Consider the following 23,757-nt stretch of genomic DNA (forward strand, 5'->3'; position numbering starts at 1 on the left):
TCATTAAATAATATAACACTGATGCGTAAAACTTTATCATTTATATTTCTTTTTATAGCTCTGATAACTCAGGCTACTACTGTAAAAGTCTCGTCCGTCTATACTGAACAGATGAGCAATCCTTTGGGGCTTGATACGACTACACCGCGTTTCAGTTGGCAGATGCAAAGCGATGGGCAGGGGGTGATGCAGACCGCTTACCGGATACTGGTCGCTTCTTCAGTCGAAATGCTTACTGAAAATAAAGCTGACCTTTGGGATTCGGGCTGCATTGAGAGTGAACAATCGCTGTGGGTTTCTTATAATGGAGTAAAGCTTAAAAGCAATCAGCGAGCTTTTTGGAAGGTGAAATGTTATACCAATCAAGGCGAAACCTCATGGAGTGAAGTGGCACAGTTCGGTATTGGACTGTTGAATGAAGGACATTGGCGCGGACAATGGATTGGCATGGATCGTCCGGCGCCTTGGGATAGTGAAACGCAATGGAGCCGATTAGCTTCTCGCTACCTGCGTAAGGAGTTTGCTACTTCGAAGGTAGTGAAACGTGCCACTCTGCATATTGCGGGTATGGGAATGTACGAGGCTTTTATCAACGGTACGCGTATAGGCGAGCAGGTACTGGCGCCTGCACCGACCGATTATCGCAAAACCATTATTTACAATAGCTTCGATGTTACCCGTCAGTTGGCGTCCGACACAATACATGCTATTGGTGTAACTTTAGGCAATGGAAGGTTCTACACTATGCGGCAGAACTATAAACCTTATAAAATTGCAAATTTTGGTTATCCCAAATTACGTCTTAATTTGATTATTGAGTATATTGACGGTAGCTGTGAAACGCTGGTTTCTGACAAGAGCTGGAAACTGACTGCAGATGGTCCTATCCGTAGTAACAATGAGTATGACGGTGAGAGGTATGATGCCCGCAAAGAGTTGGGAGAATGGACTTGTGCCGGTTATGATGACTCTAAATGGGGGGCAGCAGAGCGGGTGAGTATTCCCACCGGTACATTGCGTGGTGCAATGGCTCCTAATATGAAAGTGTTGAGGTCTCTGAAGCCTGTCAGTATGCGCCGTCAAGGAGAGAAATGGATTCTTGATATGGGGCAGAACATGGTAGGTTGGGTTCGTATGAATGTACGTGGCGAGTTGGGTGATTCCATTAAACTTCGCTTTGCCGAATTGCTACAGCCCGACGGGGAGCTTTATGTGAAGAACTTGCGTGATGCCAAAGTCACAGATACATACATTTGTAACGCTCGTGAAAATAATGCGACATGGGCGCCTCGATTTGTCTATCATGGCTTTCGCTATGTAGAGGTATCGGGATTTCCTACTGCTACTATTAATGATTTTGTGGGTGAGGTAGTCAGTGATGAAATGGAAGAACTTGGAACTTTCACCACTTCAAATGAAACGTTGAACCGTATTCACCAAAATGCTTGGTGGGGTATTTTGGGTAATTATAAAGGTATGCCCGTAGATTGTCCACAGCGTAATGAGCGCCAGCCCTGGCTGGGGGATCGCACTATGGGAACATGGGGTGAGAGCTATTTGTTTGGAAATGGACCTCTCTATTCCAAATGGATACGTGACATTTGTGAAGCTCAGCGTGAAGATGGTTGTATCCCTGATGTGGCTCCTGCCTATTGGAACTATTACAGCGACAACATGACTTGGCCTGCTGCATTGTTTATGTCAGTGGATATGTGTTACACTCAATATGGCAATACACTGCCGATGCGGCAAAGCTATGCTTCCATGAAACGTTGGATGAATCACATGGTTGAGGAATACATGACTGACGAATATATCTTTACTAAAGATCGCTATGGTGATTGGTGCGTGCCTCCTGAATCGCTTGACATGATTCACAGTCGTGATCCTAAAAGGGTGACTGAGGGAGCTCTGATTGCTACTGCCTATGGTGCCAAATTGTTGCAGACTCTTCATCGGTTTGCCGAGGTACTGGGGTATGAAACCGATAAACAGTACTGGATGGATTTGGAACATGCAGTGAAGGATGCTTTTAATCGGAAGTATCTCACAGTGAAACGCGGTACTTCGCTTGTGCCGGGGCATGTGTTATACCCTGATAGTGTGTACTATGGCAACAATACAGTGACAGCCAATATTCTGCCGTTGGCTTTTGGTTTGGTTCCCAAAGATTGTTTGGATGATGTGGTAAAAAGTACTGTTCAGTCCATTGTGGTGACTAATAAAGAACATATCAGTTGTGGGGTAATTGGAGTACAATGGCTGTTACGCGAACTTTCACGTCGAGGATTTGCCGATGTGGCTTATATGTTGGCAACTAACACTACTTATCCTTCATGGGGCTATATGGCCGAACAGGGAGCTACTACCATTTGGGAACTTTGGAATGGGAATACGGCGAATCCGGCAATGAACAGTGGTAACCATGTAATGCTTTTGGGTGATTTCTTGCCATGGTGTTATGAGAATCTGGCTGGAATAAAGAGCGAACGTGGGCGTGGTAAGGTAGGATTCAAACATATCAGAATGTGTCCTAATTTTGAGATACAAGATATTAGCTATGTTGATGCCAGTTACCGCACACCTTATGGCAGGGTAGTAAGCCGCTGGAAGAAAACCTTGCAACACTTAGAGTGGGATATAGAGATACCTGTCAATACGTTTGCATCAGTCTATCTTCCTAATGGGAAAGTAGAAAAAGTAGGTTCGGGAAAGTATCATTTTAGTGTGGATATCCCTGCTGCCGACAAATGTATTGTGACTGATGAGTTCCTTTATGAAGATGCAGGCTTTCCTCAATGTCATGGCGCTACTGTTGTAGAATTGGAAAATGGTGATTTGGTAGCAGCTTTCTTTGGGGGGACACGCGAAAAGAATCCTGATTGTAATATTTGGACCTGCCGCAAGCCCTATGGTAGTAAAGAATGGACTAAACCGTATAAAGCTGCCGATGGTATTTATACAAAACTTACGGCTGCCGCTTTCAGTGAAAGAGATTTAAGTAAATTTGCAGCGCGTGACAGTATTATTGATGAATTGCTGAGAGATAAGCCGAATGTTGTACAACAAGATAGGTTTGCGCTATTTCGCGAGGCAATGTTGCGTATGGGGGGAGCCAGGGAAGCTGCTCCGGCAGTTCCTATGGGAGATGGCAAGAATTATCCATGGTGGATGGCGCCCGCCAAGAATAGCGGTAAGCCCTTGGTAGACGAAACTTGGCGTAAGCCTTGCTATAATCCTGTGTTATTCCAAATCCCCGGCGGGGATCTGGTACTGTATTATAAAATAGGTTACGGAGTAGGAGACTGGACCGGTTGGCAAGTTCGTTCAAAGAATGGAGGAAAGACTTGGGGTAAACCGGAAGCTCTTGCCAAAGGTTTCTTGGGCCCCATTAAGAATAAACCGGTTTATATTAATGGTCGCATCATAGCACCGTCAAGTACAGAGGGAAATGGTTGGAAATTTCATTTCGAGATTTCGGATGATAAAGGAAAGACATGGAAGTATGTAGGGCCCGTAGATGCGGAATATTCACTGCCCACTGCCCTACGTAAGGCAGGTATTAAAAAAGAGACGGGTGATGATCTTGAAGCCGGTGAGGTTCTGACAGAGAAAGGGGCGCAACCTATTCTCTGTATTCAGCCCAGTATTTTACAGCTTAAAGATGGAAGGCTTATGGCTATTGGCCGCACACGTAATGCAAAACTGGCGGTGACTTATAGCAGTGATTGTGGAGATACTTGGAGTAAGGTGGTCCTTAGTGATTTGCCTAATAACAATTCGGGTACGGATGCAGTGACTTTGGCGGATGGCAGACAGGTGGTCGTTTTCAATGATTTTGCTACATTGCCTGGTACACCTAAAGGTGTGCGTACACCTGTGTCTATTGCGGTGTCTGAGGATGATGGGAAAACTTGGAAGAACGCGGTTGTGCTTGAGGACAGCCCTATCAGCCAATATTCTTATCCCAGTATTATTCAGGGAAAAGACGGAAAACTGCATTGTGTCTATACATGGCGCCGTAAGCGTATTGCTTATAAAGCCATTGAACTAAAGTAAATTATATTTTACGAATTTAAACTGTTAATGATATAGCATGAGGAAAACAATACTCTTTTTATTTGTAGTAGCATCTGTTTTGAATAACCTTATGGCACAGAGAAATGGTCTTGTCGATATGGGGCAAAGCAAGTTCGCAAAAATGACTAATACACAACTTGGTGCTGTGAAATGGACAGGCGGCTTTTGGGGAGAACGTTTTAATGTGTTTAGCCGACACTCTTTGCAGGGGATGTGGAATACCTGGAAGAATCCTGATGTAAGTCATGGGTTCCGCAATTTTGAAATTGCAGCCGGTGAATGTGAAGGCACTCATTGGGGACCTCCGTTTCATGATGGTGATATGTATAAATGGCTTGAAGGAGTAGCTGCTGTTTATGCGGTCAATCATGATCCCGAACTTGACGAGCTGATGGACTATTTTATTGCTCGTGTCGTAAAGGCGCAACGGGCTGATGGATATATTCATACGCCGGTTATTATTGATGAAAAGAACAAGGGCATTGATACGCATGCTGTTGCCAATAAACAGACAGTGATCGGTACGAAAGTAGGTGCCGAAAACGAAAAGGGCGCTTTTGCCAACCGTCTGAACTTTGAGACTTACAATTTGGGGCACCTGATGATGGCAGGAATCATTCACCAACGTGCTACGGGAAAAAATACTCTTTTTGACGTTGCTGTAAAGGCTACGGATTTTCTTTGCCACTTTTATGAGACAGCATCAGCAGAATTGGCACGTAATGCTATTTGCCCCTCACACTATATGGGAGTGGTTGAAATGTATCGCGCCACCGGTAATACCCGCTATCTTGAACTTTCGCAAAATCTGATCAATATTCGTGGCATGGTAGAGAATGGTACTGATGATAATCAAGACCGGATTCCTTTTCGTGAACAATACAATGCCATGGGGCATGCTGTACGTTCAAATTACCTTTATGCCGGCGTTGCGGATGTGTACGCCGAGACGGGCGAGGAACAATTGATGAAGAACCTGACAAGTATTTGGAGCGATATTGTAAATCGGAAAATGTATGTGACCGGTGCTTGTGGAGCGCTTTATGACGGGACCTCGCCCGATGGAACTTTCTATGAACCGGATAGTATTCAGAAAGTGCATCAAAGTTATGGTCGTCCTTATCAGTTACCTAACAGTACTGCACATAATGAAACTTGTGCGAATATCGGTAATATGCTCTTTAACTGGCGTATGCTTGAGATTACAGGCGATGCCAAATATGCAGAGATTGTTGAGACTGCCCTTTACAATAGTGTGTTGAGTGGTATAAGCCTTGATGGTTTGAAATATTTCTATACTAATCCTTTGCGCATTAGTGCCGATTTGCCTTATACTCTACGCTGGCCTAAAGTGCGTACAGAGTATATCAGCTGTTTCTGCTGTCCTCCTAATACGTTGCGTACGGTTTGTCAAGCTCAGAATTATGCCTATACTTTGGCGGATAAGGCCGTTTATTGTAATCTCTATGGTTCCAATACTCTTCAGACCGAATTGGAAGGATTGGGTAAGATAGCTCTTGCACAGCATACGGATTATCCTTGGGAGGGTAGTGTGCGGCTTGTTGTAGAGTCATTGCCTCGTGCATCCCGTAAGACAGCTTTTTCAATTTATTTCCGGATGCCGGAGTGGTGTGATAAAGCTACGCTTACGGTGAATGGTCAGGCTGTAGCGGGTAACTGGAAACGGAACGAATACGCCCATGTAAATCGTATATGGAAAGAAGGGGATATAGTGGAGTGGGTGATGGATATGTCGGTGAGACTGCTTGAAGCTCATCCGCTTGCTGAAGAGATTCGTAATCAGGTAGTAGTAAAACGTGGTCCTATTGTATACTGTTTGGAAAGTATGGATATTGATGGTGGAAAGCGTATTGATGATGTACAGATTCCTACAAACATCAAATTTACGCCGCGCAAGATGCAGATCGCGGGCAGTGACGTCATGGTGTTGGAAGGCATCGCTTCTTTGAACGAGGCGGAGTCGTGGGAAGGGATGCTTTATCGTGAAGTGAATCCTACTCAAAAACCGGTTCATATCCGTCTCATTCCTTATTATGCTTGGGGGAATCGCGGTAAGTCCGAAATGACAGTATGGATGCCGGTAAAGAGGTGATTTTAGCCGAACAGCTTGGAAGGTAATAATCTAAATATAAAAGATAATGAAGAAACTGATTTTCTCTATATTGCTTCTTGCTTCGACTTTATTGCAGGCTTCAGATATTTATGTGAAGCCGGGAGAAAGTATCGCAGATGCTATTCGGCAGGCGCGTGAGCTTCGTCGTTTGAACGACCCTTCCATTGAGGGAGGGATTACCATTCATGTGGCAGCCGGTAACTACCGGATTTATGAACCTCTATTTCTGCGTCCCGAGGATAGTGGTACACCCTCATCCCCCACAATTATCAAAGGGGAGGGAGAGGTTATAGTTAGCGGTGGGGTAACTGTCACCGGATGGAAGCGTCAGGGTAAATTGATGGTGGCAGATGTTCCTGATTTTTGTGGCAGGCCGTTAGATTTCAGGCAATTCTATGTAAACGGCAAGAAGGCGGTACGTGCACGTGATGTAGCTGATTTTGAAGACATGTACCGGATTATTCGTGTAGATAAGCAGAAGCGGGTACTATGGGTGCCGGCAGCAGCTGTGAGGAAAATTCAGAAAGCTCCCTATGCCGAGATGGTGCTGCATGAAATGTGGTGTGTAGCCAATCTGCGTATTAAAGATATAATGTTTGCCGGTGACAGTGCGGCTGTGAGCTTTCATGATCCAGAGAGCCGTATTCAGTTTGAGCATCCTTGGCCCTGCCCTATGGTGACAACGGACGGACATAATTCGGCCTTTTATCTTACCAACGCTCGCGAACTGCTGGATGTGCCCGGCGAGTGGTATCATGATATACGCGCAGGCAAGCTTTATTATTATCCTCGCCAGGGCGAACTGATAGAGGAAGCTGTCGTGCCCGCAGTGGAAACTTTGCTGCGTGTGGAAGGTACGTTGGATCGCCCGGTGCGGAATATTCGTATTGAAGGGCTTACTTTCAGTTACAGTACCTGGATGCGCCCTTCATTGAAGGGGCATGTCCCTTTGCAGGCTGGTATGTATTTGACGGATGCTTATAAACTTCGCCCGCAGATTGTACGTTCCAAGAATCATAAACTCGACAATCAGGGATGGTTGGGGCGGCCTGTTTCGGCGGTTGTAGTAAAAGCTGCTCAAAATATTGATTTCATAAAATGTGATTTTCGCCATTTAGGGTCTACCGGTATTGATTATGAGTGGGGTACAAAAGGTGGAAGTATAGAAAGATGTTGTTTTGAAGATATATCCGGAAACGGTATTCTCACAGGTAGCTTTAGTCCTGAAGCGCACGAAACGCATTTACCTTATGATCCGGCAGATGAACGTGAAGTGTGCCGCGCTTTGAATATAGTGAATAATTATATCACTGATGTGACTAATGAAGACTGGGGAACACATGGAATCTGTGCCGGATTTGTTCGTGATATTAATATTGCACATAATACGATCAGTGGGGTTTCTTATACAGCCATTAGTCTGGGATGGGGTTGGAACCGCACTGTGGGGTGTATGCGTAATAACACCGTACATGCCAATCTCATCCATCATTATGCGAAGCACATGTATGATGTGGCAGGTATCTATACTCTTGGTTCGCAGCCTCATAGCTTCATTACGGAGAATTGTGTACATAGTATTTACAAACCCGGTTATGTGCATGATCCCAATCATTGGTTTTATCTTTATACTGATGAAGGTTCTTCCTTTATCACTGTTCGCGATAATTGGACGGAGGCGGACAAGTTCCTCAAAAATGCCAATGGTCCCGGTAATGTGTGGGAAAACAACGGTCCTACGGTGAATGACAGTATCAAAGTAAAGGCCGGCGTTGCATCAATCGACTAACGGTTATGCAATTATAATTAATAATGGATTATCTAACTTCGGTTGGAACTTAAATGTAAAATTCTTATGAAACAGATTACAATAACTGTTCTTATGGCTTTTTTTGTAGCTTTGCAAGTTTTTGCAGAACGTGTAGACATGCGTGAAGCCGGTGTTGACAACCAAGAAGCCTTAAAAAATACAGAGATTATAAACAATACGATTAATCGTTTGAACAAGGCAGGAGGGGGGACACTCTTCTTCCCTTCAGGAGATTATCTCACAGCTTCCATTCACATGAAAAGTAATATTACACTTGAACTGGAGGCGGGAGCCACGTTGCGTTTCAGTGACAATTTTGACGATTATATGCCATTTGTGGAAATGCGGCACGAAGGTGTGATGATGAAGAGCTTCCAACCGTTGATTTATGCAACAGATGCCGAGAATATCACTATCAAAGGTGAAGGAAAGCTTGATGGGCAAGGAAAAGCATGGTGGAAGGAATTTTTCCGGGTACTTATAGACTTACGTGACAACGGTAAGCGTGATATCAACAAGTATCAGCCTCTTTTTGAACAAGCCAATGACATGAAAACGCTTTATGCAGAAACTAATGTCGATTGGCATAGTACGTTGGATCGTCGTTTCTTACGTCCTCCATTCATCCAGCCGCTACGTTGCAGGAATGTTCGTATAGAAGGCATTACCATTGTGAACTCTCCCTTTTGGACTGTTAATCCTAACTTTTGTGACAATGTGACGGTGAAAGGGGTTACAATCAATAATGTACCTTCACCTAATACTGACGGAATCAATCCCGAATCGTGCAGCAATGTGCACATCAGTGACTGTCATATTTCCGTAGGGGACGATTGTATTACAATTAAAAGTGGTCGTGACTTGCAAGCCCGAAAGATAGGTCGTCCCTGTGAAAACATCACTATTACAAATTGTACGATGTTAAGCGGGCATGGGGGAGTAGTGATAGGTAGTGAAATGAGTGGAGGCGTAAAGAAGGTGACCATCAGTAATTGTGTATTTGATGGCACCGATCGTGGTATCCGTATCAAATCGACTCGTGGACGTGGCGGCGTGGTAGAGGATATTCGTGTAAGCAATGTAGTGATGAGTGATATTAAAAGGGAGGCGGTAGTTCTTAATCTGAAATATAGTCAGATGAAAATGGAGAAAAAGAGCGAACGTACGCCTGTCTTTCGTAATATCTTCGTGACCGGGCTTACTGTGCGCGGTACCCAAACTCCGCTGAAAGTGGATGGGCTGCCGGAGGCTCCCATTGAGGGGATTGTGTTCAGGGATATTTATGTCAATGATGCTAAAGAGGAGTGCCTGTTTCGTGACTGCAAGGACTTGGTGATAGATGATGTGTATGTCAATGGCGAGAAAATAAAATATGAAAAATAACTGCAAGGCGATGATGAAAAAGAGAATAGTTGCGCTGTGTATGGGAACGACATTGTTTGCGGGTAATGTGGTTTATGCGCAGAAACTTGATTTAGAGAATCAGTTTACCCGCCCGTTGAGTGATGTAATGAACGATTTGTCCCGGCGTTTCGATGTGAAGTTCAAATATAATGTAGACACTATTGGTAAGAGACTGCCTTATGCCGATTTTCGTATTCGTCCTTACTCATTAGAAGAGTCTCTTACTAATGTGTTGAGTTTTTTCGACTTTAAGTATCAAAAACAGAATGAGAAGAGTTATAAAATTAAGCCGTATGAATATCCGCGCCGTACAGCTGTCGACGGGGAAAAAATGTTGGCTTATCTCAGTGGGCTGTACACCAACAGGAATGAATGGGAGAAACGTAGTGCTGTATTGCGTAAAGAAGTGCGTGAGCGATTGGAGTTAGATGAAGCTTTGTCTCGTTGCGTGAAGGGGGCTGCGCCAATCTTGTCAAAAGTTCGTAAATATGATGGTTATACGGTACAGAATTTGGCGATGGAAACCTGGCCCGGAGTATATCTTTATGCCTCTGTTTACACACCGCGTAAAAAGGGAAAACATGCACTGATTATTTGTCCTAACGGGCATTTTTATCGTGGGCGTTATCGTAAGGATCAACAGCAGCGCTTGGGAACATTGGCGCGGATGGGGGCTGTTTGTGTGGATTACGACCTTTATGGATGGGGAGAATCGGAAAAACAAGTGGGTGCGGGAGCGCATAGAACCGATACGGCGCATGTGAAGCAGGCTATGGATGGACTGTTGCTTCTTGATTATATGTTGAAAAACCGTAAGGATATTGATACGAACCGTATAGGAGTAAACGGAGGTTCAGGTGGGGGCACTCAAACTGTGTTATTGTCAGTCTTGGACGAACGTTTTACGGCTATGGCACCTGTTGTAAGTCTGGCTTCTCATTTTGATGGCGGATGTCCCTGTGAGAGTGGGAAACCCATTCAATTGGCAGGTGGTGGAACTTGTAATGCTGAATTGGCAGCTATGTTCGCACCGCGTCCCATGTTGGTTGTGAGCGATGGCGGAGATTGGACCGCTTCTGTTCCTACGTTGGAGTATCCCTATTTGCAGCGTGTCTATGGATTTTACGGAGCCAAGGACCGCATTGTGAATGTGCACCTACCCAAAGAACGTCACGACTTCGGTCCGAATAAGCGCAATGCTGTTTATGATTTTTTTGTCAAGGTATTCAGTCTTGACCGTAGTAAGCTTGACGAAAGTAAAGTTACGATAGAGGATGAGGAAATGATGCAATCGCGTGTGGGATACTAAAGATAATGCTCATCATTTCATTAAATATTCTATTGTTTTTTTGATAAAGAATTGTTAATATAAAGCTTGAAGCCAATGCATCGAATACTGCCTTGCGCTTCAAGCTTTCTCATATATAAGAGTTTGGGAGCTTCCGGCGAGGGGAAAAGTTTATAAGAAAATTCCTTTGGATAAAAAAGAATTGCTATCTTTGTTGCGCTCAAATTGAAGCATATAAGTGTGATTTACAAAAGAATAGTTTTGTAAAATATTGATAGTCAGTGTGCAAAAAGAAGTCACGCTTTTGCACAAATTATTAAGCAATGTGCAATTAGCCTATGGCCGTATCGAAGACAAAAGCTAAATTAGTGGATGTAGCCCGTCAGTTGTTTGCTAAAATGGGTGTTGAAAATACCACGATGAATGATATTGCTCTCGCTTCTAAAAAAGGTAGGAGAACCCTCTACACCTATTTTAAAAGTAAGGAAGATATCTATATGGCTGTTGTTGAGTCGGAACTGGATATGCTTTCGGATATGATGAAGCGTGTGGCAGAGAAAAATATTTCGCCGGACGAGAAAATGATTGAAATGATATATACGCGTTTGGATGCGGTGAAGGAGGTAGTGTTTCGTAACGGTACGCTTCGGGCCAATTTCTTTCGTGACATTTGGCGGGTGGAGAAAGTGCGTAAACGTTTTGATGCTAAAGAGATACTGCTATTCAAGGATGTGCTGCGTGAAGGGGTGGAGAAAGGCGTGTTTCGGATAGATGATATAGACATGACCGCCGAGCTGGTGCATTATTGCGTAAAAGGTATTGAAGTACCTTATATACGCGGACATATCGGTGCAAAGCTCGATGATGAAACCCGCGATAAATACGTTGTCAATCTTGTGTTTGGCGCGTTGCATAGAACATAAAAAGAATATTTAATCAATAATTTAAAACAGTATGGGATTATTAGACGGAAAAACAGCCATTGTAACCGGTGCCGCTCGTGGTATTGGTAAGGCTATCGCTTTAAAGTTCGCTCAAGAAGGGGCTAATATAGCATTCACCGACTTGGTGATTGATGAAAATGCTGAGGCAACAGCAAAAGAAATTGAAGCGCTTGGAGTAAAAGCCAAAGCATATGCATCTAATGCAGCGAGCTTTGAAGATACTGCCAAAGTAGTAGAGGCTATCCATGCAGATTTCGGCCGCATTGATATTTTGGTTAACAATGCAGGTATTACTCGTGACGGTCTGATGATGCGTATGACCGAACAACAATGGGATATGGTTATCAACGTTAACCTGAAATCCGCTTTCAACTTCATTCATGCTTGTACTCCGATCATGATGCGTCAAAAAGGTGGAAGCATCATCAACATGGCTTCTGTAGTAGGTGTTCATGGTAATGCAGGTCAGGCCAACTATTCTGCTTCCAAGGCAGGTATGATTGCATTGGCCAAATCTATTGCACAGGAGTTGGGCTCTCGTGGCATCCGCGCCAACGCTATTGCTCCGGGTTTCATTATGACAGCAATGACAGATGCTTTGTCCGAAGAAGTGAAGGCTGAATGGTGCAAGAAGATACCTTTGCGTCGTGGTGGTACACCCGAAGACGTAGCCAACATTGCTACCTTCCTGGCTTCTGATATGTCTTCTTATGTATCAGGGCAGGTGATTCAGGTAGACGGTGGTATGAATATGTAAAATAGTGATTAATGATTGGCGGTTAGTGATTAATGAGAATTGCCGACCGCTAACCGCAGCTTTTTAATCACTAATCACTAATTACTAACCGCTAATCGCTAAATAAATGACTGTCGTATACGAAGACAATCATATCATTATAGTCAACAAGACCGCTTCCGAGATCGTTCAGGGAGACAAAACGGGTGATACACCGCTTTCGGAAACCGTAAAGCTGTATCTCAAGGAGAAATACCAAAAGCCCGGTAATGTCTTTATAGGTGTTACACATCGCTTGGACCGCCCCGTAAGCGGTCTTGTTGTTTTTGCCAAAACCAGTAAGGCGCTTACCCGCCTGAATGACATGTTCAAGAATGGTGAGGTTAAGAAAACCTACTGGGCAGTGGTGAAGAACCAGCCTCACGAGCCGGAAGGAGAGTTGGTGAACTATTTGGTTCGTAACGAAAAGCAGAACAAAAGTTATGCGTACGATAAGGAAGTGCCGAATAGCAAGAAAGCGATCTTGCATTATCGGCTCATAGCTAAATCGCAGAACTATTATTTGCTGGAAATTGACCTGAAAACGGGGCGCCATCACCAGATACGATGTCAGCTGGCTAAAATGGGGTGTCCCATTAAAGGAGATTTGAAGTATGGCTCTCCCCGTTCCAATCCGGATGGGAGTATTTGCCTGCACGCGCGCTTTGTCCGTTTTATACATCCGGTGTCCAAGGAATTGATAGAGGTGGAGGCCCCTGTTCCTACCGGTAATCTGTGGAATGGTTTTGAAATGATTTGATAATCTGTTAATAACAACTTCGATGAAAAAGATTCTGATTTTATCAGGGCTGTCTCTGCTTGCGGCATTTGCAGTCCGGGCACAAGATAAAGTGACCGAATACAATGTGCGGCCTGCCATTGTGGTGCGTACTCCAATTCAGGGTGACAGCATTAATTTTACGGGAGAGAAATTCACTGCCGATAAACTTCTGAAAACCGATATTGACCTCGACTTCGACGGACGTTCTTATGAGCGTGTGCCAGTCGATACGGCAGGGTACGTGCGGGTAGCAAAGGCCGATAAAGATAATTTATTTTATCTGTTTGCTACTAATTTGCGTGCGGAACGTTTCATGAAAGGAAAACTGAATATCTATTCTCCCGCACGTTTTGAGGTATTTGTGAATGGAGTTTCCAAACAATCAAAGACGACTGCGGAAGATAGCTTGTCGCAAGTGTCCCCTTCAGTGCTTGGTTTACGTCTGGAACCGGAAGTGGATTATGAGATAGTCATTAAATTATTATCAGTGGCTGCCGATAAGACTGCTCCGGTGTTGAAGTGTGAGTTTGAGAAGGATAAGGAGTTTGCCGATGTCGGTTATCAGATTGCACCGGATTTGAAAAGGCGTTTCGCTTTGCATAATACGGCGTTTGGAAGTCGTGTACGTTCGGTGAGCCTTTCTCCGAATGGCAAGTACCTGCTTACCTGCTATGCGGACAATTACTCATTGAAGCGTTCGAGAACACGTTGCGAGTTGACAGAACTAAAGACCGGCAAGGTGATATTGCCTGATGCTGACGAGAAAATGCGCTGGATGCCCCGTAGCAATAAGCTCTATTATACAGTGACCGGCAAAAAACGGAATGATTTGGTTGTGTTCGATCCGGCTACCATGCATGAGGAGGTGCTGCTGAAAGATGTTCCCGAAGGATACTTTGTCTGGTCGCCCGCAGAGGACTATCTTATTTATTCTCCCGATGATAAAGGGGAAGCGGTCAGTGGTCCTTTGAAGAGGCTACTGCACCCCGATGATCGCATTCCCGATGCCCGTTCCCGTAATTATCTTGTTAAATATGATCCTGCAACAGGGCTTTCCGAGCGCCTGACGTATGGCAGTCATGCCGTCTACCTGAACGATATATCTTCTGACGGGAAAAAACTTCTGTGTTCCACTTCCAAGTCGGACATCACTCAGTGTCCTTTCTCTCTTACTTCCATATTCGAGGTCGATTTGGCTACACTGCAAGTAGATACGTTGGTTGCATGGGATCCTTATGTGAATAGAGGGGCTTACTCTCCCGACGGAAAGCGACTTTTAGTAGTCGGCAGTCCTTCGGCTTTTGGCGGTGTGGGAAAGAACTGCGGTGAACATCCTATTGCTAATGATTTTGATACACAGGCATTCATCGTGGATAAAGCTACGAAGAAAGTCGCTCCCATTACGCGCGATTTCAATCCTTCCGTAGACTTCCTGCAATGGAACCGCACAGATGGTTGCATCTATTTTAATACAACGGATGAGGATTGCAAGCATATTTACCGCTATATCCCCCAAACCGACAGCTTTGAGATGTTGCCGCTTCAGGAAGATGTGATTGCTTCTTTCGATTTGGCGGAAAACAATCCAACGGTTGCTGCATATGTAGGAGGGGGGAATACCAGTGTAGGGGTGGCTTATACGTACGATGTGAAGAAGAAAACATCCGCATTGCTTGCCAATCCGATGAAGCCTGCATTGGATAAGATAGAAATGGGTACAATGAAAGAATGGAACTTTACGTCAGAGGACGGTACGGAAATTAAAGGTATGATGTGCCTGCCTCCTGCTTTCGACCCGAATAAAAAATATCCGCTTATCGTATATTATTACGGTGGAACTATGCCTACTACGCGCGGCATCACCTCGCCCTACTGTGCGCAGCTGTTTGCATCACGTGACTATGTGGTTTATGTCATCCAGCCCAGCGGCACTATCGGTTACGGTCAGGAGTTCTCCGCCCGCCATGTTAATGCGTGGGGCGAACGTACTGCCGATGAAATCATTGAAGGAACGAAGAAGTTCTGTGCGGCTCATCCGTTTGTTAACGATAAGCGTATTGGTTGTATTGGAGCGTCCTATGGCGGCTTTATGACAATGTACTTACAGACAAAGACCGATTTGTTTGCTGCTGCTGTTTCACATGCCGGCATCAGTAACGTGACAAGTTACTGGGGTGAGGGCTATTGGGGATATTCCTATAATTCTGTTGCTGCTGCCGAGAGCTATCCATGGAATAATCCTGATCTGTTTACGAAGCATGGGGCGCTGTTTAATGCGGATAAAATCAAGACTCCGTTGCTGTTGCTGCATGGTACGGTTGATACGAATGTGCCTGTTGGTGAAAGCATCCAGTTGTACAATGCGTTGAAGATATTGGGCAAGCCGGTGGAGTTTATAACGGTAGACGGTGAGAACCATTTTATCAGTGATTATCCCAAGCGTGAGTTGTGGCACAACTCCATTATGGCGTGGTTTGCACGTTGGTTGCAGGATAGCCCGGCGTGGTGGAATGAGCTCTACCCGGAAAGACATTGGTAGGGTGATGAAGTGATATTGCCTTATTATACATATAGTAAAAAAAGCCGTTTCCCGGAATAGACAAGAAGGAAACGGCTTTTTTTGTTGTTAGTGTGCTTACTATTATTCGGCCACTTAAATTTGTGGATTGGATGCTCTTGGCCATTTGCATCTGTGCTCAGGCCAAGAACGATCCGTCACAAACAAACATAAACAGGGCTGCTACTAATACTAATTTTTTGCTTTTTACTTTTAAAAGGTTGATATATTGTTTTGTCTCAGCTTAGGCGAATTTTGTTTTAACATTGTGAACTTGAGGTTCACGTGGAATATACGTCAAATGATATGCCAAGATTTGAAGTTTGGAAGATAACATACTGAATATTAGTGAACTAATTTCAGTGTGGAAGAATGGCACATTGAAAAAATGTGTAGAATAGTGTGGAAAGTGTGGAATAGATTGTGGAGTTTTTCCACAATTATAGTTCTATTCCGTATAGTTTAAGTTTGTTGTAGAGTGTTTTCCGGTCTATGCCGAGCAATTGTGCGGCGCGGCTTTTGTTGTAGCCGGTTTGCTTCAAGGCTTCGATGATATGTTGCTTTTCGGCTTCTTCGTTGCGGAGCGGCATGCCGGTGGGTTGTATTGTTTGGTTTCGCAGTTCGCTGAGCTCGTCCAAAGTGATGAGCTTGCTTTGTGCAAGGAGAGTGGCGCGGCGGATGATATTTTTCATCTGACGCAGATTGCCCGGCCATTGGTATTCCAGAAGGGCTTTGGATGCTTTCTCGTCAAAGCCGATAAGATGCTTGTCCAATTCGCGATTGGCCTGATCCAAAAAGAAGTTTGCAAAGAGGAGGATGTCCTCGCGGCGGTCTTTCAGTTGAGGCATGCGCAGGGTGAATTCATTGATGCGGTGGTAGAGATCCTCGCGGAATGTACCTTTTTCGATGGCTTGTTCCAGATTCTCGTTGGTGGCGGAGACCAGCCGCACGTCTACCTGTATCTCTTTGTTGGAGCCGATGGGGCGCACCTTGCGTTCCTGCAGGGCACGAAGCAGTTGTATTTGCACCTCGTAGCTCAGGTTACCTATTTCATCCAGGAAGATCGTTCCTCCGTTGGCTGCGACGAATGCGCCCGTCTTGTCGGTCAGCGCACCGGTGAAAGAGCCTTTCACGTGGCCGAAGAATTCGGATGCTGCCAGTTCTTTAGGGATAGAGCCGCAGTCGATGGCAATGAAAGGCTGTTTAGAGCGTCGGCTCAGCTTGTGGATGCGTTGCGCCACATACTCCTTACCCGTTCCGCTGGCTCCGTTGATGAGGACGGACATATTGGTGGGAGATACTAAATTCACGTAATTATAGAGCTGTTTGGCGGCATCGCTTTCACCTTCCAGATAGTCGGAAGATGCGCTTTCCGCTTCTTCCCGGAGAGAATTACTGCCGGCTTCGGCACGCATTGCCGGTGTGGACGAGACAGGCAATCCGCTTGGAAGGAATGCATCATCCATTTTCTTCAATAACTCATCAGGGTTCACCGGTTTGGCGATGTAGTCGCACGCACCTAATTTCATGGCTTGTACGGCCGACTGTATATCGGCATATCCCGTCATGATGATAAGAGGTATGCGCAAGGAATGTTCACCCAACCATTTCAGCAGGTCTATGCCGTCACGATCGGGCAAGCGTAGGTCAGACAGTATCAAGTCTACATTTTCGGACTCAATGTGTTTCTGGGCCCGGGCAATGCTGCTGACAGAATTGACCCGGAAACCTTTTTTGCCGAGCCATGTTTTCAACATCATACCGTAAGTGATGTCATCTTCTACGATTAATATGGATTTCATCCTTGCTGCTTTTTATCTCTTTTATGGTACAAAGGTAAATCGTTTTGTTCGATTTTAGTATATTTGCAGGCTTAAATTAAACAAAAAGACAGATGAAAAGAAATCTCATTGTAATATTAACTATCCTGGCTTGCAGTCTGGTGGCTTGCAAACCGGGACAAAAGAAAGACGGAAATATGGAAAAAGAAACGAAGTTGAAGATTGAAACAACTGCGGGTGACATCATCGTGAAACTGTATAACGAGACGCCGAAGCATCGTGATAACTTTATCAAACTTGCGGAGGAAGGTACCTATGAAGGCACTCTGTTTCACCGCGTCATCAAGGATTTCATGATACAGGCCGGTGACCCCGAATCAAAAAATGCTCCGAAAGGCAAGATGCTGGGGGCAGGTGATGTTGGCTATACCATTCCGGCAGAGTTTGTCTATCCCAAATACTTCCACAAGAAAGGTGCGCTGTCTGCTGCCCGTCAGGGTGACAATGTGAATCCGGAGAAGGAATCATCCGGCTGCCAGTTCTACATCGTGACCGGAAAGGTTTATAATGACTCTACGCTTCTCGGCATGGAGCATCAGATGAATCAGGCACGCCTGAACAATGCTTTCAACGCTTTGGCGCAGAAGCACATGAAGGAGATCTACAAGATGCGTAAGGACGGTGACCAGGAAGGATTGATGAACTTGCAGGATACGCTCATCGCACAGGCCGAAGCTCAGGTGGCCGATGAGCCGGAGTTCCGTTTCACGCCGGAGCAGGTGAAAGCCTATACTACCGTCGGCGGTACACCGCATTTGGACGGAGAATACACCGTATTCGGCGAAGTGCTTGAAGGCATGGATGTAGTGGATAAGATACAGCAGGTGAAAACAGACCGTAGCGACCGTCCTGAAGAGGATGTGAAGATTACGAAAGTGACTGTGATGGAATGATGGACTTTTGCCACATCTTCATCCACTGCGTATGAAAATAAACAAACATTGTTTCCCCAATGGCTTGCGTCTGGTGCATCACGAGGATACCAGTACGCAAATGGTTGCGCTGAACATCGTCTATGATGTCGGTGCGCGCGATGAGCATCCGGAACACACCGGTTTTGCCCATTTGTTCGAGCATCTGATGTTTGGCGGTTCGGCGCATATTCCCGATTATGACACCCCTTTGCAGCTGGCGGGAGGGGAAAACAATGCTTGGACCAACAATGACATAACCAATTATTACCTCACAGTTCCAAAAACGAATGTGGAGACTGCCTTCTGGTTGGAGTCCGACCGGATGCTGGAGCTGACATTCAGCGAGCAGGGGCTTGAGGTGCAGCGGGGCGTTGTGATGGAAGAGTTCAAGCAACGCTGCCTTAACCAGCCATACGGCGACATAGGACATCTGTTCCGGCCGCTGGCTTTCCGGGTGCACCCGTATCGCTGGCCCACTATCGGCAAAGAACTTTCGCACATAGAACAGGCCACGCTGGATGAGGTGAAGTCGTTCTTCTATCGTTTCTATGCTCCGAACAATGCTGTGCTGGCAGTGACGGGAAACATTTCATGGGAGGAAACTGTTAGGCTTACCGAGAAGTGGTTCGGTCCTGTTCCGCGGAGGAACGTTCCGGTGCGGCGGTTGCCCCAAGAGCCGGAGCAGACGGAAGAACGCAGGCTGACGGTAGAAAGGAATGTGCCGCTGGATGCTCTGCTGATGGGTTATCACATGTGCGATCGCGGGAGTGCCGATTATTATACATTCGATATTCTGTCGGATATTCTCAGCAATGGGCGCTCCAGTCGTCTGAACCGTCGTCTGGTGCAGGAACAGAACATCTTCTCCGGTATCGATGCATATATCAGCGGTACGCGTGATGCCGGACTGTTGCAAATCAGCGGTAAGCCGGCGGCAGGTGTGTCGTTGGAGCAGGCGGAAGCTGCTGTACGCAGGGAGCTGGAAGAGTTGCGACAGTCTCCGGTGGGCGAACAGGAGCTGGAAAAGGTCAAGAATAAATTTGAATCGACCCAGATATTCGGCAATATCAATTACCTGAACGTGGCTACAAACCTCGCTTGGTTTGAGTTGACGGGAAAGGCGGAAGATATCGACCTTGAAGTTGAGCGTTACCGTTCCGTCACAACGGAACAATTACACACTGTGGCACAGCGTGCTTTCTGTGAAAACAATACCGTAGTATTATATTATAAGAGTGATAAGTGATATGTAGGGGGGGAATTTCCGTTACTTTGCGGAAAGGGAAACGTTTCGTTTTTCAAGAAGAATTGTTCCCTCGCATGATACAAAAAATTCCTATTAAGTATACCTCCGGTTTATTCCCATTAAACCGGAAGTTTATTAGTATTAAACCGGAGGTTTATTAGGAATAAATTGGGAGTTTATTCTTTTTGAATTAAATTAAACTGTACGATGATGAATTTGATAGCCGGCTATAAGCAACATTACAAAGCTTTGATTTTTTTAGGGCTTCCCATTGTAATCGGGCAGCTTGGTGTAATTATTCTTGGTTTTGCGGATACCCTGATGATAGGGCATCACAGTACTGAAGAGCTGGGGGCAGCTTCTTTCGTGAACAATGTGTTTACGCTTTGTATAATTTTCAGTACCGGTTTCAGTTACGGACTGACGCCCATTGTGGGCAGTCTTTACGGTAACCGTCGCTTTGCAGAGGCGGGGCAGGCATTACGATGCAGCCTGGTGGCGAATGTCTTGGTGGCTTTGCTCCTTACTTTTGTTATGACGGTGGTCTACTTCAACGTGGAGCGTCTGGGGCAACCCGAAGAGCTGATTCCTTTGATAAAGCCTTATTATCTGGTGCTGCTTGCTTCGCTGGTCTTCGTTATGTTGTTCAATGGTTTCAAGCAGTTTACGGATGGCATTACGGATACCAAGACCGCTATGTGGATATTGTTGGGTGGAAATGCGCTGAACATCGTAGGCAACTATATCCTTATTAACGGTAAGCTGGGCTTTCCTGAACTGGGCTTGCTGGGAGCGGGCATCAGCACGCTGTTCTCGCGTATTGCGATGGTGGCGGTCTTTGCGATGATTGTGCTCCGCAGCCGCCGGTTCCTCCGCTACCGGGTTGGTTTCTTACGCATGGGGTGGTCGTTCCCGGTGTTCAGGCAGCTTAATGCGCTGGGCTGGCCCGTCGGCCTGCAAATGGGGATGGAGACGGCTTCTTTCAGCCTTAGTGCTATCATGGTGGGCTGGTTGGGCACTATCGCTCTGGCGTCCCATCAGATAATGCTCACGATTTCGCAATTCACGTTTATGATGTACTACGGCATGGGGGCGGCGGTGGCTGTGCGCGTCAGCAACTTCAAAGGTCAGGGTGATATGGAGAATGTGCGCCGTTCCACGTATGCCGGATTCCACTTGATAATGGCTATGGAAATCATTCTTTTAAGTATTGTCTTTGTGCTGCGCGGGCAAATGGGCGGTTGGTTTACGGATAGTGCGGAGGCCTCGGCGCTGGTGGCGTCTTTGTTCTTCCCCTTCTTGATTTATCAGTTTGGCGACGGCTTGCAAATCAACTTTGCCAATGCCCTGCGGGGAATATCGGACGTAAAGCCGATGATGATTATTGCATTTATTTCTTATTTTATTATATCTTTGCCCGTAGGATATTTTTGCGGTTTTGTACTGGGCTGGGGGTTAGTGGGAGTCTGGATGGCTTTCCCGTTCGGGCTGACCAGCGCCGGGCTGATGCTATGGCTGCGCTTCCGGTATAAGACTGCGAGATGAAGTGATGGTCCTATCCTTTTTCTTTAAACGATGAATAGTGTATCGAAAGTAAAGATAGTCGTCGGATACACTCTGTTGCTGGGAGTGTTGTTCTTTTCCCTGTTCTTTGTGCACCGGGAAATGGAGAATCTCATGCATTCCGAAAATCAGGATGTGCACTGGACGGACAGCCTGATTACGTTACTCCGGGAGAAAGATGAGAATACCATTTATATGCTGCGTGTGCTGAGCGAGACCAGTGAAAGCATGGTGTCTACCAGTGCGATAGAGAATATCATAGCCACCCGGCAGGACTCGGTGGTCACCAACCGGCGCGTACAACGCCGTATCATCACGCATCGCGACACAGTGGTTACCAAACCCAAGAAGAAAGGTTTCTTCCGCCGTTTGGGCGAAGTGTTTGTACCGCCCAAAAAAGATACCGCCATTCAGGTGAAGACTTCCCTTGAATACGCTACGGATACAGTGATCGATGTCTACAATCCGGTAGACTCCCTTCAGGAAAAACTGCGTGCTGTGGCGCAACAGAAGAAGGTGAGCGACTCGATTGTGCGACGCCGCAGGCTCACTTTGCAACGCATGGACAAGATGCTGACCGCCCGTATAGACAGTTTGCTGAAAGGATATGAGCAGGAAACCTTGCAACGTGCCCGCGAAGAGGCGGACTACCGGCAGTCTGTGCGCGGCCATTCCGTTAAGATAATCAGCAGCATTGCAGTGGGGGCAGTGTTGCTGTCCGTCTTTTTCCTGATAATTATAGGGCGTGACATTGCGCGCAGCAACCGTTACCGTCGCGAGCTGGAAGAAGCCCGCAAGCGCGCCGAAGATTTGCTGGCCATGCGGGAGAAGATGATGCTTGCCATTACCCACGACTTTAAAGCGCCACTCGGTTCCATCATGGGATATGCCGATCTGCTTTCCCGGCTGACGGTGGACGAACGGCAGCGTTTCTATCTGGATAACATGAAAACTTCCTCGGAACATCTGCTGAAACTGGTGGTCGACCTGCTCGATTTTCATCGACTTGATCTCCATAAAGCGGAAATAAACCGGGTGACTTTCCATCCGGCCCGACTGTTGGAAGAGATTCATGTCAGCTTTGAACCGCTGACCTCTGCCAAGGGACTGGAACTGCATTGCAACATTGCTCCCGAACTGGAGGGTACTTATATCAGCGACCCGCTTCGCCTTCGCCAGATAATCAATAACCTGCTCTCCAATGCAGTGAAGTTCACCGACAAGGGCTGTGTGACGATGACGGCGTGTTATGAGAACCGTAGGCTGGTTGTTGCCGTTGCCGATACGGGCAAGGGCATGGGGCCTGCCGACAGGGAACGGATTTTTCAGGAGTTTACCCGCCTGCCCGGTGCACAGGGCAAGGAGGGGTTCGGCCTTGGGCTCTCCATTGTACGTATGCTTGTGCAATTGCTTGAGGGGACAATCGATGTGGACAGCGTGCCGGGCAAAGGAAGTACGTTCACATTGCGCGTGCCTCTGTTCCCCGTACGGATGCCGGAGCGCACCGGTGAGGAAATGCAGGAAAAAGAGGAGGAACCGCTTCCCGTCCCTTCTTCGCCTTCGCTTCGGGTATTGCTTATTGATGATGATAGTATCCAGCTTACACTTACCGCGGCCATGCTTCAACATAGCGGCATCACCTCTGTGTCGTGCATGCAGCCGGATGAGTTGCTGGATGCTTTACGCTCCGGGACTTTTGACGTACTGCTCACCGATGTACAGATGCCGGCGATAAGTGGCTTCGACCTGCTGAAACTGTTGCGTGCATCGAATCTCCCCCAAGCGCAAACCATTCCTGTAATAGCGGTCACTGCCCGTAGCGACATGAAACCGGAGGAGTTTAAGGCGTATGGCTTTGCCGGTTGCCTGCATAAGCCGTTTACGGTGGCGGAACTTTTTCGCGAACTGGACATGGAGGGCATCGGGCAGATGCCTGCCTCGCAAGATGAACGAGTGTCTGAGTCTGCCGCGGAGCATCCGGCGGAACATACATCCGGAACTTCTGCTCCGGGTTGTCCTTATAACTTCTCGGCGCTTACCGCTTTCTCCGGTGACGACTCGGATGCTGCCGACTCCATTCTCAAGAGTTTCATCTCCGAGACCCGTCTCAATGCCGGACGTTTGCAGAAGGCTGTGGACATGGCAGATATGGATGAGGTGGCTGCCGTTTCGCATAAGATGATTCCACTCTTCACGTTGATTGGGGCTACGGAACTGGTAGGGGAACTCAAAATATTGGAAAGCCTGCGAGGGGCTTCCTTCACTGAGGAACAGGAACAACGTGCCCTCCGTTCGCTTGCCCTCATTGAGGATATTCTTCGCTCACAGACCCGGACCGATTTGGGTTGACGGCCATAAACACCGGTATAGCACAGTATTTTCACTTTTTAGGAACCTTATCTCAAAATTAATTGTTTACT

The 23,757-nt window shown here is 46.4% G+C and carries 14 protein-coding genes; 13 read left to right on the forward strand and 1 reads right to left on the reverse strand.

The features are described from left to right. Positions 1-21 precede the first annotated feature (21 nt). From NQ546_RS05070 to NQ546_RS05110, 9 genes are all read left to right on the forward strand, one after another. On the forward strand, positions 22-4,059 hold the full coding sequence (locus NQ546_RS05070; RefSeq protein WP_004288938.1) for a family 78 glycoside hydrolase catalytic domain: 4,038 nt from the start codon (positions 22-24) through the stop codon (positions 4,057-4,059). A 37-nt stretch (positions 4,060-4,096) separates the two neighbouring features. Then, on the forward strand, positions 4,097-6,193 hold the full coding sequence (locus tag NQ546_RS05075; protein ID WP_004288939.1) for an aceric acid hydrolase: 2,097 nt from the start codon (positions 4,097-4,099) through the stop codon (positions 6,191-6,193). A gap of 46 nt (positions 6,194-6,239) precedes the next feature. Then, the gene (locus NQ546_RS05080) at positions 6,240-8,003 is read left to right on the forward strand and encodes a right-handed parallel beta-helix repeat-containing protein (protein WP_004288940.1); all 1,764 of its coding nucleotides are present in this window, start codon (positions 6,240-6,242) and stop codon (positions 8,001-8,003) included. Between the two features lie 66 nt (positions 8,004-8,069). Further along, positions 8,070-9,407: a glycoside hydrolase family 28 protein gene (locus tag NQ546_RS05085; protein ID WP_004288941.1), complete on the forward strand. Its 1,338-nt coding sequence runs from the start codon at positions 8,070-8,072 to the stop codon at positions 9,405-9,407. Between the two features lie 13 nt (positions 9,408-9,420). Then, positions 9,421-10,737 (forward strand): DUF4974 domain-containing protein, encoded by a 1,317-nt coding sequence (locus NQ546_RS05090; RefSeq protein WP_050764425.1) that lies wholly within the window; start codon positions 9,421-9,423, stop codon positions 10,735-10,737. A 317-nt stretch (positions 10,738-11,054) separates the two neighbouring features. After that, a complete protein-coding gene (locus NQ546_RS05095; protein WP_004288944.1) occupies positions 11,055-11,639 on the forward strand; it encodes a TetR/AcrR family transcriptional regulator in 585 nt (194 codons plus the stop codon). A gap of 31 nt (positions 11,640-11,670) precedes the next feature. Then, a complete protein-coding gene (fabG, locus tag NQ546_RS05100) occupies positions 11,671-12,417 on the forward strand; it encodes a 3-oxoacyl-[acyl-carrier-protein] reductase (RefSeq protein ID WP_004288945.1) in 747 nt (248 codons plus the stop codon). A 106-nt stretch (positions 12,418-12,523) separates the two neighbouring features. Further along, positions 12,524-13,195, forward strand: a complete 672-nt coding sequence (locus tag NQ546_RS05105) for an RluA family pseudouridine synthase (protein WP_004288946.1) — start codon at positions 12,524-12,526, stop codon at positions 13,193-13,195. Between the two features lie 22 nt (positions 13,196-13,217). Next, positions 13,218-15,755 (forward strand): prolyl oligopeptidase family serine peptidase, encoded by a 2,538-nt coding sequence (locus tag NQ546_RS05110; protein ID WP_004288947.1) that lies wholly within the window; start codon positions 13,218-13,220, stop codon positions 15,753-15,755. A 458-nt stretch (positions 15,756-16,213) separates the two neighbouring features. Here NQ546_RS05110 and NQ546_RS05115 read toward each other — a convergent pair whose 3' ends face one another. After that, positions 16,214-17,575, reverse strand: a complete 1,362-nt coding sequence (locus tag NQ546_RS05115; RefSeq protein ID WP_004288948.1) for a sigma-54-dependent transcriptional regulator — start codon at positions 17,573-17,575, stop codon at positions 16,214-16,216. Positions 17,576-17,667: 92 nt separating this feature from the next. Here NQ546_RS05115 and NQ546_RS05120 point away from each other — a divergent pair, with 92 nt between their 5' ends. From NQ546_RS05120 to NQ546_RS05135, 4 genes are all read left to right on the forward strand, one after another. Continuing rightward, complete coding sequence (locus NQ546_RS05120; RefSeq protein ID WP_004288949.1) at positions 17,668-18,507, forward strand: peptidylprolyl isomerase; 840 nt, start codon at positions 17,668-17,670, stop codon at positions 18,505-18,507. Between the two features lie 31 nt (positions 18,508-18,538). After that, on the forward strand, positions 18,539-19,774 hold the full coding sequence (locus NQ546_RS05125; RefSeq protein WP_004288950.1) for a M16 family metallopeptidase: 1,236 nt from the start codon (positions 18,539-18,541) through the stop codon (positions 19,772-19,774). 207 nt (positions 19,775-19,981) lie between these two features. Next, entirely contained in the window at positions 19,982-21,319 is a 1,338-nt protein-coding gene (locus NQ546_RS05130) for an MATE family efflux transporter (RefSeq protein ID WP_004288952.1), read from the forward strand. 30 nt (positions 21,320-21,349) lie between these two features. Beyond that, positions 21,350-23,686: a hybrid sensor histidine kinase/response regulator gene (locus NQ546_RS05135; RefSeq protein WP_004288953.1), complete on the forward strand. Its 2,337-nt coding sequence runs from the start codon at positions 21,350-21,352 to the stop codon at positions 23,684-23,686. Positions 23,687-23,757 lie beyond the last annotated feature (71 nt).

The organism is Bacteroides eggerthii (assembly GCF_025146565.1).
Taxonomy (GTDB): Bacteria; Bacteroidota; Bacteroidia; order Bacteroidales; family Bacteroidaceae; genus Bacteroides; species Bacteroides eggerthii.

Excerpts from the sequence above, each read along its gene's own strand:
- NQ546_RS05130 (WP_004288952.1), top strand. The coding sequence starts at position 19,982 with ATGATGAATTTGATAGCCGGCTATAAGCAACATTACAAAGCTTTGATT.
- NQ546_RS05125 (WP_004288950.1), top strand. The coding sequence starts at position 18,539 with ATGAAAATAAACAAACATTGTTTCCCCAATGGCTTGCGTCTGGTGCAT.
- NQ546_RS05105 (WP_004288946.1), top strand. The coding sequence starts at position 12,524 with ATGACTGTCGTATACGAAGACAATCATATCATTATAGTCAACAAGACC.
- NQ546_RS05135 (WP_004288953.1), top strand. The coding sequence starts at position 21,350 with ATGAATAGTGTATCGAAAGTAAAGATAGTCGTCGGATACACTCTGTTG.
- NQ546_RS05080 (WP_004288940.1), top strand. The coding sequence starts at position 6,240 with ATGAAGAAACTGATTTTCTCTATATTGCTTCTTGCTTCGACTTTATTG.
- NQ546_RS05120 (WP_004288949.1), top strand. The coding sequence starts at position 17,668 with ATGAAAAGAAATCTCATTGTAATATTAACTATCCTGGCTTGCAGTCTG.
- NQ546_RS05110 (WP_004288947.1), top strand. The coding sequence starts at position 13,218 with ATGAAAAAGATTCTGATTTTATCAGGGCTGTCTCTGCTTGCGGCATTT.
- NQ546_RS05070 (WP_004288938.1), top strand. The coding sequence starts at position 22 with ATGCGTAAAACTTTATCATTTATATTTCTTTTTATAGCTCTGATAACT.
- NQ546_RS05095 (WP_004288944.1), top strand. The coding sequence starts at position 11,055 with ATGGCCGTATCGAAGACAAAAGCTAAATTAGTGGATGTAGCCCGTCAG.
- NQ546_RS05090 (WP_050764425.1), top strand. The coding sequence starts at position 9,421 with ATGAAAAAGAGAATAGTTGCGCTGTGTATGGGAACGACATTGTTTGCG.
- NQ546_RS05075 (WP_004288939.1), top strand. The coding sequence starts at position 4,097 with ATGAGGAAAACAATACTCTTTTTATTTGTAGTAGCATCTGTTTTGAAT.
- fabG (WP_004288945.1), top strand. The coding sequence starts at position 11,671 with ATGGGATTATTAGACGGAAAAACAGCCATTGTAACCGGTGCCGCTCGT.
- NQ546_RS05115 (WP_004288948.1), bottom strand. The coding sequence starts at position 17,575 with ATGAAATCCATATTAATCGTAGAAGATGACATCACTTACGGTATGATG.
- NQ546_RS05085 (WP_004288941.1), top strand. The coding sequence starts at position 8,070 with ATGAAACAGATTACAATAACTGTTCTTATGGCTTTTTTTGTAGCTTTG.